The following is a 19,666-nucleotide window of genomic DNA, read 5'->3' as shown; positions in this document are numbered from 1 at the left end:
GAGTTTAAAATTAGTTGTATTTTGACATAATTAAATACGGTGTTGCGGCAAATATAAAATAAATGTAAATTGTACGCTTAATGTTTTGTCAATTTCGCCACGCCCAATAGATATTTAACTTTTACATGAAGGAACAAGCAATTGATTATTATGCGCATCAAGCAAAAATGTATGTGGCAACAGACTGCATTGTATTTGGTTTTGATAAAGGGGATCTTAAACTTTTAATTTTTAAAAGAAGAGTTGATCCTGATCGTGGTGCCTGGTCATTAATAGGTAGTTTTGTTGAATTAGAAGAAGATGTAGATGAAGCAGCAAGACGGGTCTTAAAAGAAATTACAGGGCTTGATAAAGTTTTTTTTGAACAATCTAAAACCTATGGAAAATCAGGAAGAGACTATGGTTTTAGATGTATCTCTGTTGCGCAATATGCTTTAATACGCGTTGATGATTACGACAGAGAACTTGTAGAAAAGCATGGTGCCTTCTGGTATACACTTAAAGATTTACCTAAACTGGTACTTGACCATGATACCATGGTAAAAGATGCGTTAGAAAAGCTTAGGAGAAAGGCACAGTATCAACCCATTGGTTTTGAGCTTTTGCCGGAAAAATTTACCATACCTCAGCTTCAAAGTCTTTATGAAGCAATATATCAACGGGAATTAGATCCTAGAAATTTCAGGAAGAAGGTATTATCCTTAAAGGTCCTCAGAAAATTAGATGAAAAGGATAAAACCAGTTCTAAACGTGGTGCGTATCTTTATATGTTTGAGGCCGATAATTATAAAAAACTACTTCAATCTGGCTACAATTTTGAAATATAGAATGTATTTTTTTTTGGTGAAAAATTAACTTCCGAATTTAGAAATTAGTTGTCTACTTAGAAGTTAGCTTCTATCTAAAGGATTTATTTTCATAATTTTATAAGCGTAAAAATTACATTTAAAACTTAATTTTCTCACGTGAATTCTGTTTTCAGGAATATATTATTATTTGTGTTGCTCCACGCTGTGACTATTACAGGCTATACTCAGACGCAGCCTTTATTTAATAAATTGGGTCAGGAACAGGGTTTGTCTAATTCACGTGTTACCAGTATTGTTAAAGAAGATAAAGGTTTTGTCTGGATAGCAACAAAAAATGGACTAAATAGATATGATGGTAAGGAGATCAAGGTCTATAACAAACAGAATAGTTCAATAAGTGCAAATGATATTTCAGACCTTTTATTAGATCAAAAAGGGCGGTTATGGATTAGTACGCTGGGTGGCGGTCTTAATTTGTATGATAGCAAAAATGACAATTTTCTTGCGTATAAAAGTTCATTGAGTGATATAAGAACCATTGCTTCTAATCAGGTGAATACTATTACAGAAGATAGGCAAGGCAATCTCTGGCTGGGAACGGAAAGCGGTATTTGTAAATTCAATGAAAAAGAAAATAATTTTACAAGATACATACCTCAGATTTCTGGAATAGGACCTAATCATAATGCGGTAAATAGCATTTATGAAGATGAGCAAGGATATTTATGGGTTGGCACTTTTGGCAGTGGCTTGCTACGCTTTGATATTAAAAAAGAAGAATTTAAATATATTTCTCCTGGCGACGGTTACTTCACTGCCTACATTTATGATATTTCTAAACTGAGCGCCGGCAAAATTCTTGTAGGTACGGGTGGTGGTGGCTTGCTCATGCTCGATACTAAAACGCTTAAATTCTCAGATTTCTTCAAAGATTATTTAAAACAAAGCCGGTCTGTAAATATTGTACGCTCTATCATGACAGACAGAGATGGTTCTATTTGGGTAGGTACAGATGGTAATGGTCTATTAAAAATAGAAAAACCCAACTCATTAAACCCAGCGATCGACAACTATAGATATAACTCGCAGCTAAAATCATCTCTTTCCGGAAATGCTATTTATGAGATTATGGAAGATGCACAGGCTAATATCTGGATAGGGACCGCCTGGAATGGAATCAATATTCTCAGTGAGAAAAGTGATTCTCAATTTTTGTACAGTGATATAAAAGGGCAAAATCCATACCCCGTTTTGTCGCTTTACAAAGATGAAAATTTGTTGTTTATGGGTCTGGATGGAAACGGGTTAACCGTTTACAACTATACTGATGCCTCTACTCAGTATTTTAATAAAAATGATGATTATATAAATGGGAATTACATTCAGTATATCACAAAAGGAACAAATAACAGATACTGGTTGGGTAGTTTTGCTAACGGTTTAACCGATTTTAACCTAAAAACGACCGATTTTACGCAGTACAAACATATTCCCGGTGATGCGTCTTCTCTTAGTTATAATGATGTGCGTTATGTAATACCAGAAGATAATGGCGATTTATGGGTAGCAACATGGGGTGGTGGTCTCAATTACTTTAATGCAAAGGAGCACGCATTTTTAAGCTTTCGCGAAAGCGAGGCAGACTCTACAAGCTTAAGCAGTGATAACGTGATTGCTATGCAAAAGGATGCTGATAAGTTGTGGTTAGCAACTTTTGGCGGCGGCCTCGAACTTTTTAATACCCGCAGTCAAAAGTTGACCCATCACAGGTACGAGGATACCAATACAAATTCCATAAGTAGCAATAATCTTTTCTCGTTATTAAAAGATTCTCGGGGTAATTTATGGATAGGCACTTCTGGAGAAGGTATAAACAGACTACATATTGCTACTAACCAGATCGAGCGATTTACAGACGAAAAAAATATTAGATATGCTACTATAACTGCCATTATCGAAGATGATAGCGGTCGTATCTGGTTTAGTACAAAACAGGGAATTTTTAATTATGATTATAACGCTGATAAGTTCACTGCATTTCCTCATCTAGCTGGCGAATTTCATATAAATGCTGCTTTAAAAGATGAGAAGGGCTGGTTATACTTTGGCGGAATAAATGGTGTTTTGCGCTTTAATCCTGAAGAAGTAAAACCTCATCAGGCACAACCTGCTGTAAAACTTACCAATTTTAAATTATTTAATAAAGAACTCCCAATAGGTAAAAATGCGATACTACCTCAAAGTATTGGCTTTACTAAAGAGATTACCCTAGCGTATGATGATGATGTAATTACTTTTGAGTTTGCAGCTCTGCAATTTCCTTTTTCAAATGACTGTGAATATGCAATCAAGATGGAGAATTTTGATGAGAATTGGCGTAATATAGGTAGCGATCGCACAGCTACCTTTACAAATCTATCGCCTGGCGACTATACCTTTAAAGTGAAAAGCAGAGAAGCTGGCAGCGATTGGGGAAGAGATTATGCATCTGTAGATGTTTTAATATTAAAACCTTTCTGGCTAGAATGGTGGGCATTTGTTATATACGCCCTCTTTATTATCCTCCTTTTCTATTTATTTCAAAAATATATTGTCGCCTGGGAACAGATGAAAGCTAACCTGCGCCTTGAAAAACTTACTCATGAAAAAGATACAGAGCTGTATAGTCTGAAGCAGCAATTTTTTACTAATATTTCACATGAAATACGTACGCCCATTACTCTTATTCTAAGTGCAATAAACAGGCTTAGTGAAAAAAATACGTCTGACAAAAAAAGAGAAGCTGCTTTTGTCATGGTAAGAAAACACGGTAATCATTTACTTAACCTGGTTAATGAGTTACTCGATATTAAAAATCTGGAGAATAAAATAAAACTGCAGGTAAGTGAAGGGGATTTTGTCAATTTTTGCGAGGAGATCTTTCTTTCATTTGGTGACAGCGCAGCTAAAAAAGAGATTGAATTTAAGTTTACGGCAGAAAGTGAACAAATCAATATTTGGTTTGATAAAAATCAAATGGAAAAGGTGCTTTATAACCTGCTTTCTAACGCTTTTAAATTTACCCCAAAGGGCGGAAGAATTAAAGTTGAAGTAAATGATGTAGACGAGTATGTTGAATTAAAAGTGGTAGACAGTGGCATAGGCATTGCTAAAAAGCAACTTAATAGAATATTTGAGAGATTCTATCAATCTAAGTCGGCAAATAAGATCAACGAAGCAGGTTTTGGTCTGGGTCTTTCCATTTCAAAAGAAATAGTCAATCTGCATCATGGCGATATAACCGCAAGTAGTGAACGCAATACGGGGAGTGTTTTTATAGTACGGCTACCTAAAGATAAAGAAGTATTTAAAAGTGAAGAAATACAATCTTTATCTCCTTTTAAGAACGAGTTTTCTACTTTATCTACCATGAGCAGTATTGATGAAGATGAGAGCAATTATCACAAAATCCTGCAGGGTCATACCATACTTATAGCTGAAGATAACGGTGATATAAGATCATATCTGGTAGATATTCTTAGTAGTTATTGTAATGTTATTGAAGCAGTAAACGGTGAGGAAGCTTTTAAGCTTACCGTAGATGAGCAGCCAGACCTGGTTTTAAGTGATATAATGATGCCGGTTTTAGATGGTATCAGGTTTACATCGCAATTAAAAACAGATATGAGAACAAGTCATATTCCGGTTATTTTACTCACCGCCAGAGCCACTTTTAGCAACAAAATAGAAGGTTTTGATACCGGAGCAGACGATTATATAACTAAACCTTTTCATGAGAAATTATTGCTTAGCCGTATCATAAACTTAATTGAGAATAGAAGACACTTACGTGAAAAATTTGGGGCGGAAGCTTTTCTAAATACAGAAGACAGAACTCTGAATAAAACAAATCAGAAATTTCTCAAGAAGCTTGTAGAAACTATACAGGACAATATTGACAGTGAAAATCTCAATGCAGAATTTCTCTCAAAGGAGTTGGGCATGAGCCATTCTGTGGTTTATAAAAAAATAAAAGCGCTTACGGGGATGACGTTTGTAGAGTTTGTGCGTGATTATAAACTTCAAATCGCAAAAAACCTTATATCAGAACAAGGCTTTTCTGTTGCAGAAGCTAGTTATAAGGTAGGTTATGCAGACCGCAAATACTTCAGTCGCTTATTCAAGCAAAAATTTGGAGAAAATCCATCTTATTTTTCTCTAAAGAAATAGAAAAGCAATATCACGAGGATTGCTTTAAATCAAAACCGGCATAATCTAATAAAAATAGGCCGCATACTGCAAATACTAGGTTCGTGGTAGTATAACGAATAATTCACCCCCATATAATCAATAATTCACCCCTGTATTTTTACGCAAACGTTTTAATTGCATGAAAATTATCAATTATTAAAAACAGGTATTTAAATTTTTCATTATTCTTAGTGAAATGACTGTTTAATAAGCTTATTAATAATATTATTTTTTAATTAAAATTCATGAGAATTAGACACCCAAAACGAGATTTAGCAATTCCTCAGAAATGGCTTTTTTCAGTCATTGCTTTTACTTTACCATTGCTTTTTTATGGTCAAGGTATTACAGTAACCGGAACTGTGGCAGATGCTACGGCAGGCACGCCATTACCGGGAGTAAATGTTATACTTAAAGGAACTACAACTGGTACCACCACAGATTTTGACGGGAAGTATGAGATACAGGTTAATAGCGGAGCCATTCTTCAGTTTTCCTACGTTGGTTTTAAAACATCTGAAATTGCAGTAAGCGGTTCAACTCTTGATGTTATGCTAGAGCAGGATGAAAATGTGCTTGATCAGGTTGTTGTTATAGGTTATGGTACCACTACCATAAAAGATGCTACCGGTTCTTTAACCTCAGTAACTTCTGAAGATTTTAACCGTGGTAACATTGTGACACCAGAGAATCTTTTAAGTGGGCGGGTTTCTGGTCTTACTATTAATACTGGAGGGGAACCGGGATCTGGTTCTACAATACGCATACGTGGGGGAGCTTCACTGGGAGCCTCTAATGATCCGTTAATTGTAATAAATGGTCTGCCTATAGATAATAATACAATAGGAGGCTCTCGTTCTGTTTTAAGTACCATTAACCCGAACGAAATAGAATCTTTTACAGTTTTAAAAGATGCTTCTGCCACAGCTATTTATGGGTCGCGAGCATCTAACGGGGTAATTATTATTACAACTAAAAAAGGGGGCAGATCGCTTCAGGTAAATTTTGATGCTCAAGTAGGGATTAACACACTTAGAGATAAGGTAGATGTTTTTTCTGCAGATGAATTGCGTGAAGTTGTTAGCAGAGAACGACCTGCATTATTACCTCTTTTAGGAGATGCCAATACAGACTGGCAGGATGAGATTTATCGCAACAGTATAACTTCTACTCAAAATCTTTCTGTTTCAGGATCGCTATTTGATAAAATACCTACACGTGTTTCAATAGGCCGAACTTACCAGGAGGGCTTAAGATTAACCTCAAAATTTGAAAGAAATAACGGGTCATTGGCCCTAAATCCTGACTTTTTTGACAATCATCTAAAAGTAAATTTAAATGCTAACACCACTTTTGCTAAGAATCGTTTTGCGGCCGGAGAAGAAGGGAATGCTATAACTTTTGATCCTACTCAGCCGGTGTATGATGCTAATTCACCTTTTGGCGGGTACTTTCAATACTATAATTTAAATAACGATGGTGTATTAGATGCTAATGATCTGGTTTCTGATGCGCCTTTTAACCCGGTTGCCAATTTGCTTCAAAATGAAAGCATAAGTAATGTTAAACGGTTCTATGGAAACCTAAAACTAGATTATAATTTGCACTTCTTTCCAGATCTTACTGCGACAGTAAATATAGGTTACGATGAAGAAACATCAGATGGGTATGTGAGTATTTCGCCTCAAAACCCGGTTAGTCAACCTAATGGTAGTCTTGTAGGTTCAGAATCAAATTACCATAACTTTCAGCGAAATAAATTATTTGACGGGTATCTGACCTACAATAAAGATATAGGTAAATTCAATGTGGACGCCACCGCCGGATATTCATTTCAGAAATTTGAGAGCAAGCAATATGTGTCTGGAGAACTGTTGAATGATCAGGTAGATACAGAGCCGGTTCTTAATATAGATACAGATCTTGTATTAGTAGGATTTTTTGCAAGAACTAATTTTTCGTTTAACGATAATTATCTGCTAACTCTTTCTTACAGGAGAGATGGTACTTCACGTTTTAGTAAGAAGAACCGTTGGGGTAATTTTCCTGCAGCAGCTTTTGCATGGAAGATAAAAGAAGATTTCTTTCCAGATTCTGAAGCGTTCTCTACACTTAAACTGCGCCTGGGGTATGGTATAACCGGTCAACAAGACATTGGCAGGGATAATGGAGATCTGTTTTTACAGCGTTATATAAGAGGCTTGCCAGCTTCTCAATATCAATTTGGGGATCAAACGGTGCAAATAGGCATACCACAATTTAGAAATGAGAATCTAAAATGGGAAGAGACTTCAACTTATAATGTAGGTTTTGATTACGGTTTTATAAACGATCGCATCACCGGTTCTCTAGAAGGATTTTATAAGGAGTCAAAAGATCTGTTAGCGAATGCGGCTATTTCAGACGGTTCAAATTTTAGTAATTCGGGTTTTCAGAATATTGGTGACTTTGTTTCTCAGGGTATAGAATTTTCAATAAACGCAGACCTTTTTCGTCCGGCTGATAAAGGTTTTAGCTGGAATGTAAACTACAATGCCACTTTTATTGATACTGAAATTAAGACACTTGCCTTAGGCCAGGATCAGGAAGTTGGTGGTATTTCGGGAGGAACCGGTAATACTATTCAATTACACCGTGTAGGCTATACACCTTATGCTTTTTATGTGTATAAGCAAATTTATAATAACGAAGGAAGACCAATAGAAGGAGGTTATGCCGATCTTAATGGAGATAATATTATAAACAGCAGCGACAGATACATTCATAAAAATGGTACTCCAGATGTTACAATGGGTTTTCTTTCGAATATGAGCTATGGAAATTTTGACCTTTCCTTTAATCTAAGAGCAAGTCTTGGTAATTATATTTATAATAATGTGAATTCGTCTCGTGCTCAATATGATCTTCTTCAAAATAATTCAGTCGTTGCTAATCTTCCGGTAAGCGTTCTGAATACAGGTTTTAATACCACCGAAGACGTTATTTTATCAGATTATTTTATAGAAAATGCCTCTTTCTTAAAAATGGATAACCTAACTCTGGGTTACACCATTCCTAATTTGTGGAGTGATACAGCATCTATAAGATTATCTGCCGGAGTGCAAAATGTATTTACCATAACAGACTATAGTGGTTTAGACCCCGAAGTGTTTGAAAATGGAATTGATAACACACTTTACCCACGGCCCAGAACATTTTTGTTGGGTATGAATGTAAGACTTTAAAAAAAGTACTATGATAAAATTATTTAAACTTAAAAATTTATACATCCTGGGTTGTTTAGTCCTTCTTGCAGGGTGTACTAGCGAACTGGATGTTGAGCCGGGTGATCCCAATGCTTTTCTGGCAGATGACTTCTATGCAGATCCCTCTGCATACAAAGAAGGATTAGCAGGTGTATATGCTAACTTAAGTCTTACAGGTACAGATGGTGCAGATAATTCTAATATTTCTGGTCTGGATGCCGGTACAAGTCAATATGGACGTGGTTTATGGAATTTACAGGAGCTTACAACAGATGAAGCTTTATGGACCTGGGAAAATGATCCTGGTTTACGTGAATTAAACAGAGATACCTGGACGGCAGATAATGTAGTTCTACGTGGTATGTTTGGTCGTACTATGACATCTGTGGCATTTGCAAATGAATTTTTGCGCCAAACTACAGATGATCTTCTTGATGCAAGAGGAGTTAGCGGTAGTCTTAGGGAGGAGATAACTACTTATCGCGCCGAGGTTCGATTTTTAAGAGCTTTAGCTTATTATCATATGATGGATTTGTTTGGGAAAGCTCCGTTTGTAACAGAAGATGATGCTGTGGGAGCATATCAAGCACCTCAATATAGCAGAACAGAGCTTTTTAGTTTTATAGAAAGTGAATTGACAGAAGTTTTACCTCAATTAGTAGATCCTTTACAGAATGAATACGCTAGAGCTGATAAGGCTGCCGCGTGGATGCTTCTTGCTAAGATCTATCTGAACGCTGAGGTTTATATAGGCGAAGACCATTACAGTGATTGTCTTAATTACTGTGAGCAAATTATAAATTCTGGCTACCAACTAAATCCTAATTATCTGAATGATTTTATGGCAGATAATGATCAGGGACTTTCAAGACAAGAGGTTATTTTCCCTATTGTCTCAGACGGGATAGTTACTCAAAATTACGGCCCTACTACTGTTATGATAAATGGGCAGATAGGATCTATTGAGCAAAATGGAGAGCAATTTGGTGTAAATGCAGGGGGTTGGAACGGAGCAATACGGGTTACCCAGCAATTTTCAGAAACCTTTTTAGAAGGTCCTTATTTAGAAGATGCACGTAACACTTTAATAATGGCAGACAGAACAATTAATATTCCTGATATTTCAAAGCGAGATACGGGATTTATAACTGCGAAATGGTCTAACAGAACGTCAACAGGTGAGTCTGGTTCTGCATTAGAGATTGTAGATACAGATTTCCCAATGTTTCGTCTTGCAGATGTATATCTTATGTATGCTGAAGCCCATTTAAGAGGTGGTGGTGGTACTTTATCTTCTGCGGTAGGGTATGTCAATGCTTTACGTGCACGAGCAAATAATCCGGAGCGCATTTCAACTTCGGGCTTGACATTAGATCTTATTCTTAATGAGCGTACAGTAGAATTATACTGGGAAGCACACAGGAGACAAGATCTTATTCGCTTCAATAAATTTACAGGAGGGTCTTACAATTGGTCATGGAAGGGAAGTACTGCAAATGGTATCGCAATAGATGATACTAGAAAGCTTTTCCCAATCCCAAGTGCCAGTTTAGCTGCAAACCCAAATCTTACACAGAACCCAGGATACTAAAATTAAACAGGAACAATATCATGAAAAGATCAATATTTATAATACTATCATTCATATCGTTATTAGGATTAAATAGTTGTGCCGAAGATGATACACTGCAATTTGTAGCTCAGGAACCTGCGGAAGGAGTAAGTTTTTCAAATTCATTTGCTACTGAGTATTTACTTTCTGCGGAGACTGAAGCTAATATTGCCGAACGATTTATTTGGAATGCTGCAGATTTTGATGCTCCAATAAATGTCACCTATGATCTCGAGGCTTCAACAGATGCTGATTTCTCAACATTAGATATTTTAGGCTCTACAACAGATACCAACCAGGCAGTAACAGTAGAACAGCTAATGGTGTTTGCTTCTGCTCTAGGTCTGGATGATGATCCTGACACCACAGACACTGAAGGAATTCCTAATAATACAGGGCAAGTTTATTTTAGACTGCATGCATACACAGGTACGGGTAATGCTAATACCGTAGATGTATATTCAGATGTACAACCTTTAACTATACGGGTTATAGAAAAAGCTCCTACAGATACAACAAGTTGCCCATCTCTTTATGCAGTAGGCGAGGCGGTTGCAGACTTTGGGTGGAACTTCCCCGGAGCAGAAATCTTTTGTGATAGTGAGGTTTTACAAGCTCATGTGAATTTTACGACTGGTAACTTTCGCTTTTTTGAAACTGTTGATGACTGGGCTTCTGGTGTAGGATATAATTATTTTGTAGATCAGGGATATACAATAGATGATAATTTTGCCAGTGCAGGTGATAGTGATGATAATTTTAGTTTTGTGGGCACTCCTGGTATATATATATTAACGATTGATCACACTGCTAAAACAATTACTCTTGAACCTTCAACCGCTTATTATCTTGTAGGTGATGGAGTGCCAAGCGGTTGGGGATGGGATAATCCTGTAGAGGTTGTTGAAACCAGTGCTTATATACGCACAGCGACTTTAGCCTTTGATAGTAGCGGAGCGTTTAGAATATTCACTGTACGTGATGACTGGAATAGTGGCATAAACTATCCTACTTATGAAGAAATGGGTTATACGATAGATCCCCTTCTAATTAACGCAGAAGATGGTGATAGCAATTTTAAGTTTGCAGGCGCAAATGGAACATTTACTTTGGTGATAAATGAACTGGAGAAAACTATCACAATAAAATAATATAATTGCTGATATCTAAAGGGGATGGTAGTTTTCTATTAGTGCTATTCCCTTTAATTTTAATATAACTGTTATTACCCTATCTATGCGATTTTCAGTATTAATTTTTAGTTTTTTTATTTTTCTAAGTTGTTCTTCGTCAGATGGTGAGGCAATGATTAATCCCGGTGATGACAATCCGCAGGGTGAAGCACCTACATCAGGTGAAGGCGAAGGAGAGGTAGATACTAAGACTTCGTTCTACTATGGCGCTGATCTGTCTTATGTAAATGAGATGGAAGACTGTGGGGCTGTTTATAAAGATAGTGAGGGTGTTGCTAAAGATGCATTTAAGATTTTTAGTGAAGCCGGTACAAATATTATTAGAGTGCGATTATGGAATAATCCTTCATGGACTAACTATTCTACGTATGAAGATGTGAAAAAAACCATTTCAAGAGCTAAAGCTGAAGGAATGCAGGTTTTGCTGGATTTTCATTATTCAGATTCGTGGGCAGATCCTGAGAAGCAGGAAATTCCCGCTGCGTGGGTTGAAGAAGTAGATAATACAGAAGCTCTAGGTAAATTATTATATGATTATACGTATAATACCCTTGCTCAATTAGAACAGGCAAACCTTTCACCAGATATCGTTCAGGTAGGTAATGAGATTAACCCCATGATATTACAGAAAGGGGAATTGCAATGGCCTATAGATTGGGATCGTAATTCTTTTTTAATTAATGAGGGTATAAGAGCCATTAGAGATATTTCTCAAGATACGGATAAGGAAATAGGGGTGATGCTCCATATTGCAGAACCCGAAAATGCTATTTGGTGGTTTGAACAAGCTACCCAGGCAGGTGTAACAGATTATGATTGGATTGGGCTTTCTTACTATCCCATCTGGTCAGAATATAATCTTGATAATGTAGGTTCAGTAATGTCAAATCTTATAGACACTTATAATAAAAAACTAATGGTAGTTGAAACCGCTTATCCTTTTACTATGGAGAATGCTGATAGCGCAAACAATATTTTGGGCAATGATGCACTTATAAGTGGATATCCAGCCAGCGAGCAGGGACAACTTGATTATTTAAATAAATTAAAAGAAGTCATTGCAGATGCAGGCGGGGAAGGGCTTATTTATTGGGAGCCAGCCTGGGTTTCTACAAACTGTACTACACTTTATGGTACAGGTTCTAATTGGGATAATGCTACCTTATTTGACCACGATTATAGGGCAACAGCAGGCCTAAAGTTTTATAATGCCTCTAAAGACTAACCTAACTAATTAAGCTTTCAATTAAATGAATTATTCCATTATTAATAGGCAGACGACTCTATTTACCATTCTGTTTTTATGCACATTTTCACCGATTTTTGCCCAGCAAAGGGAGGTTTTTACGCTTCAAAAAGATTGGCAATTCACAAAAGGAAATCCCGAGAATTCAGCACAACCTAACCTTGATGCTTCAAAGTGGGAAACGGTAAGAGTGCCTCATGACTGGGCGATAACGGGACCTTTTGATAAAAAAGGAAACGGCAGCACTGCAAAACTCCCATGGAAAGGCGAAGGATGGTACAGAAAAAATCTGGATATAAAACCCGCAATGAAGGGAAAACAGGTTTACCTCATGTTTGATGGTGTAATGGCTTTTCCTGAAGTTTATATTAATGGTGAGTTAGCCGGTAAGTGGGATTATGGATATAATTCTTTTTATCTTGATATAACTCCATTTTTAAACTGGGATGGCGATAATCTGCTTGCTGTACATGCAAACACTCAAAAACACGATAGCCGCTGGTACCCTGGAGCCGGGATATATCGTAAGGTACAGATGCTGGTAATGAACCCTGTTCATACAGATATCTGGGGAACTTATATTACCACGCCCGTTATAAATGACAGATATGCTAATGTGCGTATAAGCAGCACCATTTTTAACCAGTCTCAGGTTTCAGATTCAATTAAAGTAGAGCAGATTATTCTTAATCCGCAGGGGGAAGAAGTGGGTCATGCTAATTTAACCAGATATATTCCTGCGGGTAAGAAGAAAGATCTGGAAGTAACCATTCAGGTGACAGAACCGCAATTTTGGGATGTTGACCATCCTGATCTTTATGAAGTTATAACACATGTCTTCCGCGGAAGCGAGGAAACTGACAGAACCGAGAGCACCTTTGGTATACGCACTATAGAATTCACAGCAAATGACGGTTTTCATTTAAATAACCGCCGCGTGCAATTAAAAGGCGTGAATCTGCATCATGGTCAGGGGCCTCTGGGGGCAGCTTTTCATAAAAGAGCACTCGAGAGACAGTTGCAGATCATGAAAGGAATGGGCGTGAATGCCATACGTAATAGTCATAATGTCGCAGCCCCAGAACTTGCAGAATTATGCGATGAGATGGGACTTTTATTATTTAATGAAATTTTTGATAAGTATGATGCTAAAGCAGATATCGTAGATACAACAGATTTTGACGCTTTCGCGAAAAGAAACGTAAGCAATTTTGTGAAGCGTGATCGCAATCATCCTTCAGTGTTTATGTGGAGTGTGGGTAATGAGATAGGCGATGTGCAGTGGAATATAAATAATGGCTTTAAAAAGCTTCATACGATGGTTAATTATGTAGATAAGTATGACCCTACAAGACCTACAACTTTAGTTAATGATAATATGCAGGCGGCACGTATGCGCCATTTTGATTATTACGATGTGCTAAGTTATAATTATGGCAGGCGTTACAGTCTTGCACATGCGCTAGAGCCTAATAAGGCTGTGGTAATTAGTGAAAGTGCCTCGACGGTAAGTACACGCGGTTTTTATGAATTCCCTTTACCTGAGGAGAAAACCGATTTTACAAAGTCACTACAAGTAAGTTCGTATGACCTTAACGCACCTGAGTGGGCAGAGATAGGTGATGATGATTTTATGTGGCAGCAGGATGAACCATATCTGGCCGGTGAGTTTGTATGGACAGGTTTTGATTATCTGGGAGAGCCTACACCTTACGATAACATGTCTGTAAAAAAAATGGGCTTGGGCGATGAAGCTGCAGCTCGCAGCTCATATTTTGGGATTGTAGATCTGGTGGGGATTCCTAAAGACAGATACTATTTATATAAAAGCTACTGGAGGCCTGAAGAAAATACACTTCATATTTTACCACACTGGAACTGGGAAGGAAGAGAAGGTGAGAAAACACCTGTTTTTGTATATACAAATGGTGATTGTGCAGAGCTTTTTGTAAACGGAAAGTCACAAGGTAAACAATGTAAGAAACTAACATCATTCAATTCTACAGAGCGTTTTAGATTGATGTGGAATGATGTTAAGTATGAGCCTGGTGAACTTAGAGCAGTGGCTTATAAAAACGGACAAAAAATAGGTGAAGAAGTACTGAAAACCGCCGGAAAGGCAGATCACCTTAAATTAACTGCAGACAGAAAAACTATAAAAGCAGATGGGCAGGATCTGGTTTATATATTAGTTGAAGCTTATGATAAAGAGGGCAATCTTGCACCTTTGGCTAATAACAAGATCAATATCACTATAGAAGGAAATGCACATATAGCAGGAGTGGGTAATGGTAATCCACAATCTTTAGAACCCTTTCAGGCAGATCATGTAAATCTATTCTATGGTAAAGCTATGATTATTGTAGGAGCAGATTTTGAAAAGGGCAATGCAAAAATTATGGTTACTGCAGAAGGCTTAGGTAAGGATAGAATTACAATTGGAGTAGAATGATATAATAACTTCAATACGGTTAAAAAAAAGCGGCATTGCGCCGCTTTTTTATTTCAAATAATCATAATTCTTGTTAAGAAACTGCGTGGTTGCAAATTAATTACGCTTTTAGGCGAATATTTTTGTTTTTTATCCGATTTTAGCATCTTGTAGCTTGGTTTTTGGCTAGAGCTTGAAGGTGTTTCTAACATTTACCACGTTTATTTTTTATCTTAGGGAAGCAAACTCTTAAATTTTTAGATGCGCAAAATTGTTTTTGGTGTCATCCTCACGCTGCTTGTAGTTTTTACATTACGTTATTGCGATAATAAACGTGACGATGGGTTAGAAGAGGCTTCTGCGCTCATTGAGCAACAAGTTAAGAATGTAGGTAAATTAGTAGTTACAGAAGGTAATTTCTCTCAGGTTTTCACTTATGAAGATTCTAAGAAATTCTACCTCGATATATTTTCGGCTAGAAAAAAAGCACTTATCGTTGTTAATGCCAAAGTATCGATTGCATATGATCTTAGGCAGTTGCAAACGAAGGTAGATACTGAAAATAAGGTAATAACTATTAAGAATATTCCTAAGGAAGAAATTAGTATTAATCCTGATATAGAATATTATGATGTGAGTCAGGATTACTTAAATCAATTTGAGGCTAAAGATTATAACAAGATCAAAAAGCGTATTGATCAACTTATAGAGAAAAAGATAGAAGCATCAGATATAAAGCAAAATGCTAAAAACAGGTTAATTAGCGAATTATCTAATATTTATATTCTCACCAGGTCGCTGGGCTGGACGCTGAAATACGAAGATAGAATTATAGAAAAGGAGGGTGAACTCAATCAGTTTTTACCTTGATTAAAGAAGAAGGAATGAATAAATCTGCAATACAGGATTCTCGTTTGTCAACATTCAATTTTGAAATATTGCCTGGCGTTATGGCCATGCTCAATGAAGATCTCATCATTGTTGATTGTACTGCTACCTGGAAAACTAAATTCACAGTTGCAGTGAATGAGTCGATATTTTCACTTCCTGTAGCAGTAAAAAATGAAACCCTGTGGATAAAAATATTACAGAAAGCCCTTTCTGGTACTGATCAATTTTATCAGGAAGAGAATGAAAAAAATGATGAAGTATATCGCTGGGATATAAAACCGATCTATAAAAGCGGAGAACCTTTTTTGTTTATTCAACGTGTATTTGTAAAAAGTGCACGTAGCAATCGTATTCAGAAATTACGTGAGCAGGCAAACCGTGTCGCAGAAATAGGTTATTGGGAAGTAGATCTTATCAAGGATTCTATTTACTGGAGTAATGTTACCAGAAAGATACATGAAGTTCCTGCAGAGTATATACCTAAATTAGAAGGTGCGCTTTCATTTTACAAAGAGGGTCATAGTCGCAACAAAATTCAAAAACTTGTACAAGAAGCTGTTGAGAATGGGACTTCATATAATGCAGAACTGGTGCTTATTTCGCACAAGGGAAAAGAAGTTTGGGTTAATGCACGGGGAGAAGCTCAGTTTGAAGATGGTAAGTGTGTTAGGCTATTAGGTACTTTTCAGGATATAAGTGTTGCCAAGCGCAGAGAGCTGCAAATACAAACCAGCGAAGAGCGATTTAGAATGGCATTTAAAAATACGTTGATTGCCTTTATTCTCGTTGATGCTCATACTTTTAAAATTAAGGATATAAATATCGCAGCCAAAGCTATTTTTGGCTATAGCCGAAAAGAATTTTTAGAACTTAGAATAAGAGATGTCACTCATCCTGATGATTCGCAGGTTTCTTTAGCAAAAGTAAAGCAACTCTTAAATGGTAAAATTGAAAAACTCAATTTTGAAACCAGATATATACATAAGAATGGGAATGTAATTGATGCACGAGTTTTTGTTTCTCTAACGTTTGATGAAGATGGTGTGCCATCAACTATAATTGCCCAGATACAGGATATTAGTGAACTAAAAAAGAAAAGTAAGGAAGTAGATAAATTTATTGATGTTACGACAAGGCAGAACAGGCGTCTTCTTGATTTTGCTCATATAGTTTCTCATAACTTGCGATCACATACAAGTAACATTGCAATGCTACTTGAATTTATGGAAAAAGAAGAGGAAGCAGATGAGAAAGAGCAACAGTTTAATATGCTTAAACGCGCTTCTAAAATGCTTTCTGAAACAATAGATCATTTAAATGGGGTAATCGCACTCGATGTTGATAAGCAGGATAAGCTTAATCTCAATTTGAATGAGTATCTTGAGAAGATGATTTCTTCTATCCAAGGTCATATCTTAAATAATGGTTTTAAGGTTATAAATGATATAGATCCTTCTTTTATGGTTTCTGCGGTGCCGGCTTATCTTGAGAGCGTAATTTTAAATATGCTTACTAATTCGATCAAATACAGATCGCGTGACAGAGATTCATGGGTGCGTTTTTCTGCTCACAAAAATGGATTGCAAAGCATTATAACTGTAGAAGATAATGGCAGAGGTATAGATCTTGTGCGGCACAAGAAGAAAATATTTGGTATGTATAAGACCTTTCATGATCATCCTGATAGCAGAGGGTTAGGATTATATATGACCAAACGACAAATTGAGGTAATGGGCGGTGAGATTACAGTAGAGAGTGAAGTAAATAAGGGTACAACATTTAAAATATACTTATATGAAAAAAGTTAAATTGGCTTGTATAATTGACGATGATCCCATTTTTGTTTTTGGGATTAAGAAAATGATGGAGCTAACTGAGTTTTGTGATAACTTTCTTATATGTTGTAATGGTAAAGAAGCTCTTGATAAATTAACCAGCATCATCGCTGAAGGCGAAAACATACCCGAGGTAATTCTGCTAGATCTTAACATGCCTGTTATGGATGGCTGGGAATTCTTGGAAGAGTTCACTAAAGTTGATTCACCCAAGCAGATAGTTATTTATATCGTCACTTCATCAATAGATACAGTAGATCTTGAGCGTGCAAAAGAATTTAATATAGTGTCAAACTATGTTGTTAAACCTATCGCGGTAAAAGATCTCGAGGGAATTAAGGAGAAGATATCTGCACTTTAAAAATTATACTTTTTCAATAAGTTTATCAGCATTTATGAGGTCAACACCATCATTTATAAGATGTGCTATTGACCTTTTTCTTTGTTTAAGCTCTTCTAAATAAGCCAATATTTCACCTAAAAAGGCCGTTTTTTGACGTTTGAAAGCGATTTCATACAATTCTACAGTAAGTAGCCAATCATTAGGATAGTCTTTCTTGAGAATTTTAAAAACGGCTTCAGGAGTGTGCTGGGTGTTCTTTCCTTCTCTGTAATTGCGCACCGCCAGATATAAAGAATTTAATTCACTATTGCTCTGCGATCTGCTATTCTTGTTATCGCTTGTAGATAATTTATGGGTAATCCGGTTAAAAGATTGGTCATCAGCCGGACCGGCATACGCTGAAACAATTTTTTTACCTACCGCCATGTCATATTTACCCCATTCTGGTTTGAAGAGGACACGATCGCCTAGCGTCACCGTACATTCGCGAAAGCTTATAAGCAGTATTTTTCCTTTCAGATTTCTGGTTCCTGTTATTATTTCGCCTTCCACTTTAATACCGGCTTCAAATTCTAATGCTACTCGTTGCCCTTCAAAAATTTTATAAGCCTGTAAATCACGCGGACTCATATCTTCTATAGCAAGATTAATACCTTTAAGTTTGCCTAATGCCGTACCATAGCCATTGCGGTGGCTTGCTGTGCCATGACCTACTAATTCTTTATCTCTATACGATAAAGCAGTATCCCCCAGAGTTTGTATGTAAGCGACCTTATCGCCTGAGGTAATCATTTCCTTAAAACTGCCAGATATCTGTAATCCCGTGCTTAATTCAACCGTGCCTAAAGCCTGCGAATCTATTAATTTTTTTAACCCTTCAGGACCACCGGTGCGTAAAGCCATTGTATTTGCAAACTCCTCTAAAACCTGACTTAAATAGGCAAAATCTGGAGTCACATACAGTTGTGGTTGTGGTTTAGTAATATCAAATTCTTGTTCCGCGGCAGCGATATTATACGGCAACTTTTTTACATCATTAGTCATGCACCATTTGCTTTCACCTATTGATGATAGCAACCCTGCACCGTATATCTTTGGGTTATTGAGTGGGCCTATAAGTCCGTATTCTACAGTCCACCAATGTAAATTACGTATGCGTGACATCTCGCTAGGCGTTCCCATATTTTGCTGTAAATAGTCAACTTTTGTTTCGGCAGCTTCTATTTCATCAGCGTGAGAATTTTCAGCTTCTTTTAAAATCGAAAGCTTGCGCACGGCTTCATACAACTCATAGTCTTTTGCAGATGATATGGCTTTGCATCCTATTTCGCCAAAGCGTCTTAAATATTCTGCATATTCAGGATTTGCTATTATAGGTGCATGGCCGGCACCTTCATGAATAATATCTGGGGCGGGCGTGTATTCTATATGTTCAAGCTGGCGTATATCTGAAGCAATAACGAGAACATTATATGCCTGAAACTCCATAAAAGCACCCGGTGGTATAAAGCCGTCTACAGCAACCGCAGCCCAGCCAATGTCTTTTAAAATACGGTTCATACCGTACATATTAGGAATGTGATCTATAGAAATGCCCGTTAGTTTTAAACCTTCTAAATACGATTTATGTGCAATTTTAGTAAGATAATCAACATTTTTGCGCATTACATAACGCCACACAGCCTGATTTATCGCTGTGTAATTATCATAGTTTTGAGGCATAATAAATTGTCTCAAATGAGCAGGCAGTCTGTCTATGAGTGGGTTGATTTCTATATCTGTATTGCAATTGACGTTCATCATTTAAATTTACTAATCTCAATGCGAATTT

Annotated in this window: 11 protein-coding genes; 10 read left to right on the top strand and 1 reads right to left on the bottom strand. The window is 36.8% G+C overall.

Annotated features, from left to right (window positions below):
* Window positions 1–125 precede the first annotated feature (125 nt).
* The 10 genes from ACH3O9_RS04395 to ACH3O9_RS04350 all read left to right on the top strand — a co-directional run bounded on the left by ACH3O9_RS04395 (window position 126) and on the right by ACH3O9_RS04350 (window position 17,853).
* Window positions 126–827: an NUDIX hydrolase gene (locus ACH3O9_RS04395; RefSeq protein ID WP_416444771.1), complete on the top strand. Its 702-nt coding sequence runs from the start codon at window positions 126–128 to the stop codon at window positions 825–827.
* Window positions 828–965: 138 nt separating this feature from the next.
* On the top strand, window positions 966–5,018 hold the full coding sequence (locus ACH3O9_RS04390; RefSeq protein ID WP_416444769.1) for a hybrid sensor histidine kinase/response regulator transcription factor: 4,053 nt from the start codon (window positions 966–968) through the stop codon (window positions 5,016–5,018).
* A 266-nt stretch (window positions 5,019–5,284) separates the two neighbouring features.
* Complete coding sequence (locus ACH3O9_RS04385) at window positions 5,285–8,263, top strand: SusC/RagA family TonB-linked outer membrane protein (RefSeq protein WP_416444767.1); 2,979 nt, start codon at window positions 5,285–5,287, stop codon at window positions 8,261–8,263.
* A gap of 10 nt (window positions 8,264–8,273) precedes the next feature.
* The gene (locus tag ACH3O9_RS04380; protein ID WP_416444765.1) at window positions 8,274–9,875 is read left to right on the top strand and encodes a RagB/SusD family nutrient uptake outer membrane protein; all 1,602 of its coding nucleotides are present in this window, start codon (window positions 8,274–8,276) and stop codon (window positions 9,873–9,875) included.
* A 20-nt stretch (window positions 9,876–9,895) separates the two neighbouring features.
* Window positions 9,896–11,047, top strand: coding sequence for a SusE domain-containing protein (locus ACH3O9_RS04375; protein WP_416444763.1), 1,152 nt, complete (start codon window positions 9,896–9,898; stop codon window positions 11,045–11,047).
* 85 nt (window positions 11,048–11,132) lie between these two features.
* Window positions 11,133–12,314 carry a glycoside hydrolase family 53 protein gene (locus ACH3O9_RS04370; protein WP_416444760.1) on the top strand — a complete coding sequence of 394 codons (1,182 nt, stop codon included), beginning with the start codon at window positions 11,133–11,135 and terminating at the stop codon, window positions 12,312–12,314.
* 25 nt (window positions 12,315–12,339) lie between these two features.
* Complete coding sequence (locus tag ACH3O9_RS04365; RefSeq protein ID WP_416444758.1) at window positions 12,340–14,787, top strand: glycoside hydrolase family 2 TIM barrel-domain containing protein; 2,448 nt, start codon at window positions 12,340–12,342, stop codon at window positions 14,785–14,787.
* Between the two features lie 240 nt (window positions 14,788–15,027).
* Window positions 15,028–15,636, top strand: coding sequence for a DUF4230 domain-containing protein (locus tag ACH3O9_RS04360; protein WP_416444756.1), 609 nt, complete (start codon window positions 15,028–15,030; stop codon window positions 15,634–15,636).
* Between the two features lie 14 nt (window positions 15,637–15,650).
* Window positions 15,651–17,465, top strand: coding sequence for a sensor histidine kinase (locus ACH3O9_RS04355; RefSeq protein WP_416444754.1), 1,815 nt, complete (start codon window positions 15,651–15,653; stop codon window positions 17,463–17,465).
* On the top strand, window positions 17,452–17,853 hold the full coding sequence (locus tag ACH3O9_RS04350) for a response regulator (protein ID WP_416444752.1): 402 nt from the start codon (window positions 17,452–17,454) through the stop codon (window positions 17,851–17,853). Before ACH3O9_RS04355 ends, ACH3O9_RS04350 begins: the two co-directional genes overlap by 14 nt.
* A gap of 3 nt (window positions 17,854–17,856) precedes the next feature.
* Here ACH3O9_RS04350 and ACH3O9_RS04345 read toward each other — a convergent pair whose 3' ends face one another.
* Entirely contained in the window at window positions 17,857–19,638 is a 1,782-nt protein-coding gene (locus ACH3O9_RS04345) for an aromatic amino acid hydroxylase (protein WP_416444750.1), read from the bottom strand.
* Between the last annotated feature and the right edge of the window lie 28 nt (window positions 19,639–19,666).

The sequence above is a fragment of the Leeuwenhoekiella sp. A16 genome, assembly GCF_047946675.1.
Taxonomy (GTDB): Bacteria; Bacteroidota; Bacteroidia; order Flavobacteriales; family Flavobacteriaceae; genus Leeuwenhoekiella.
This window is presented reverse-complemented; position numbering and strand designations above follow the sequence as displayed.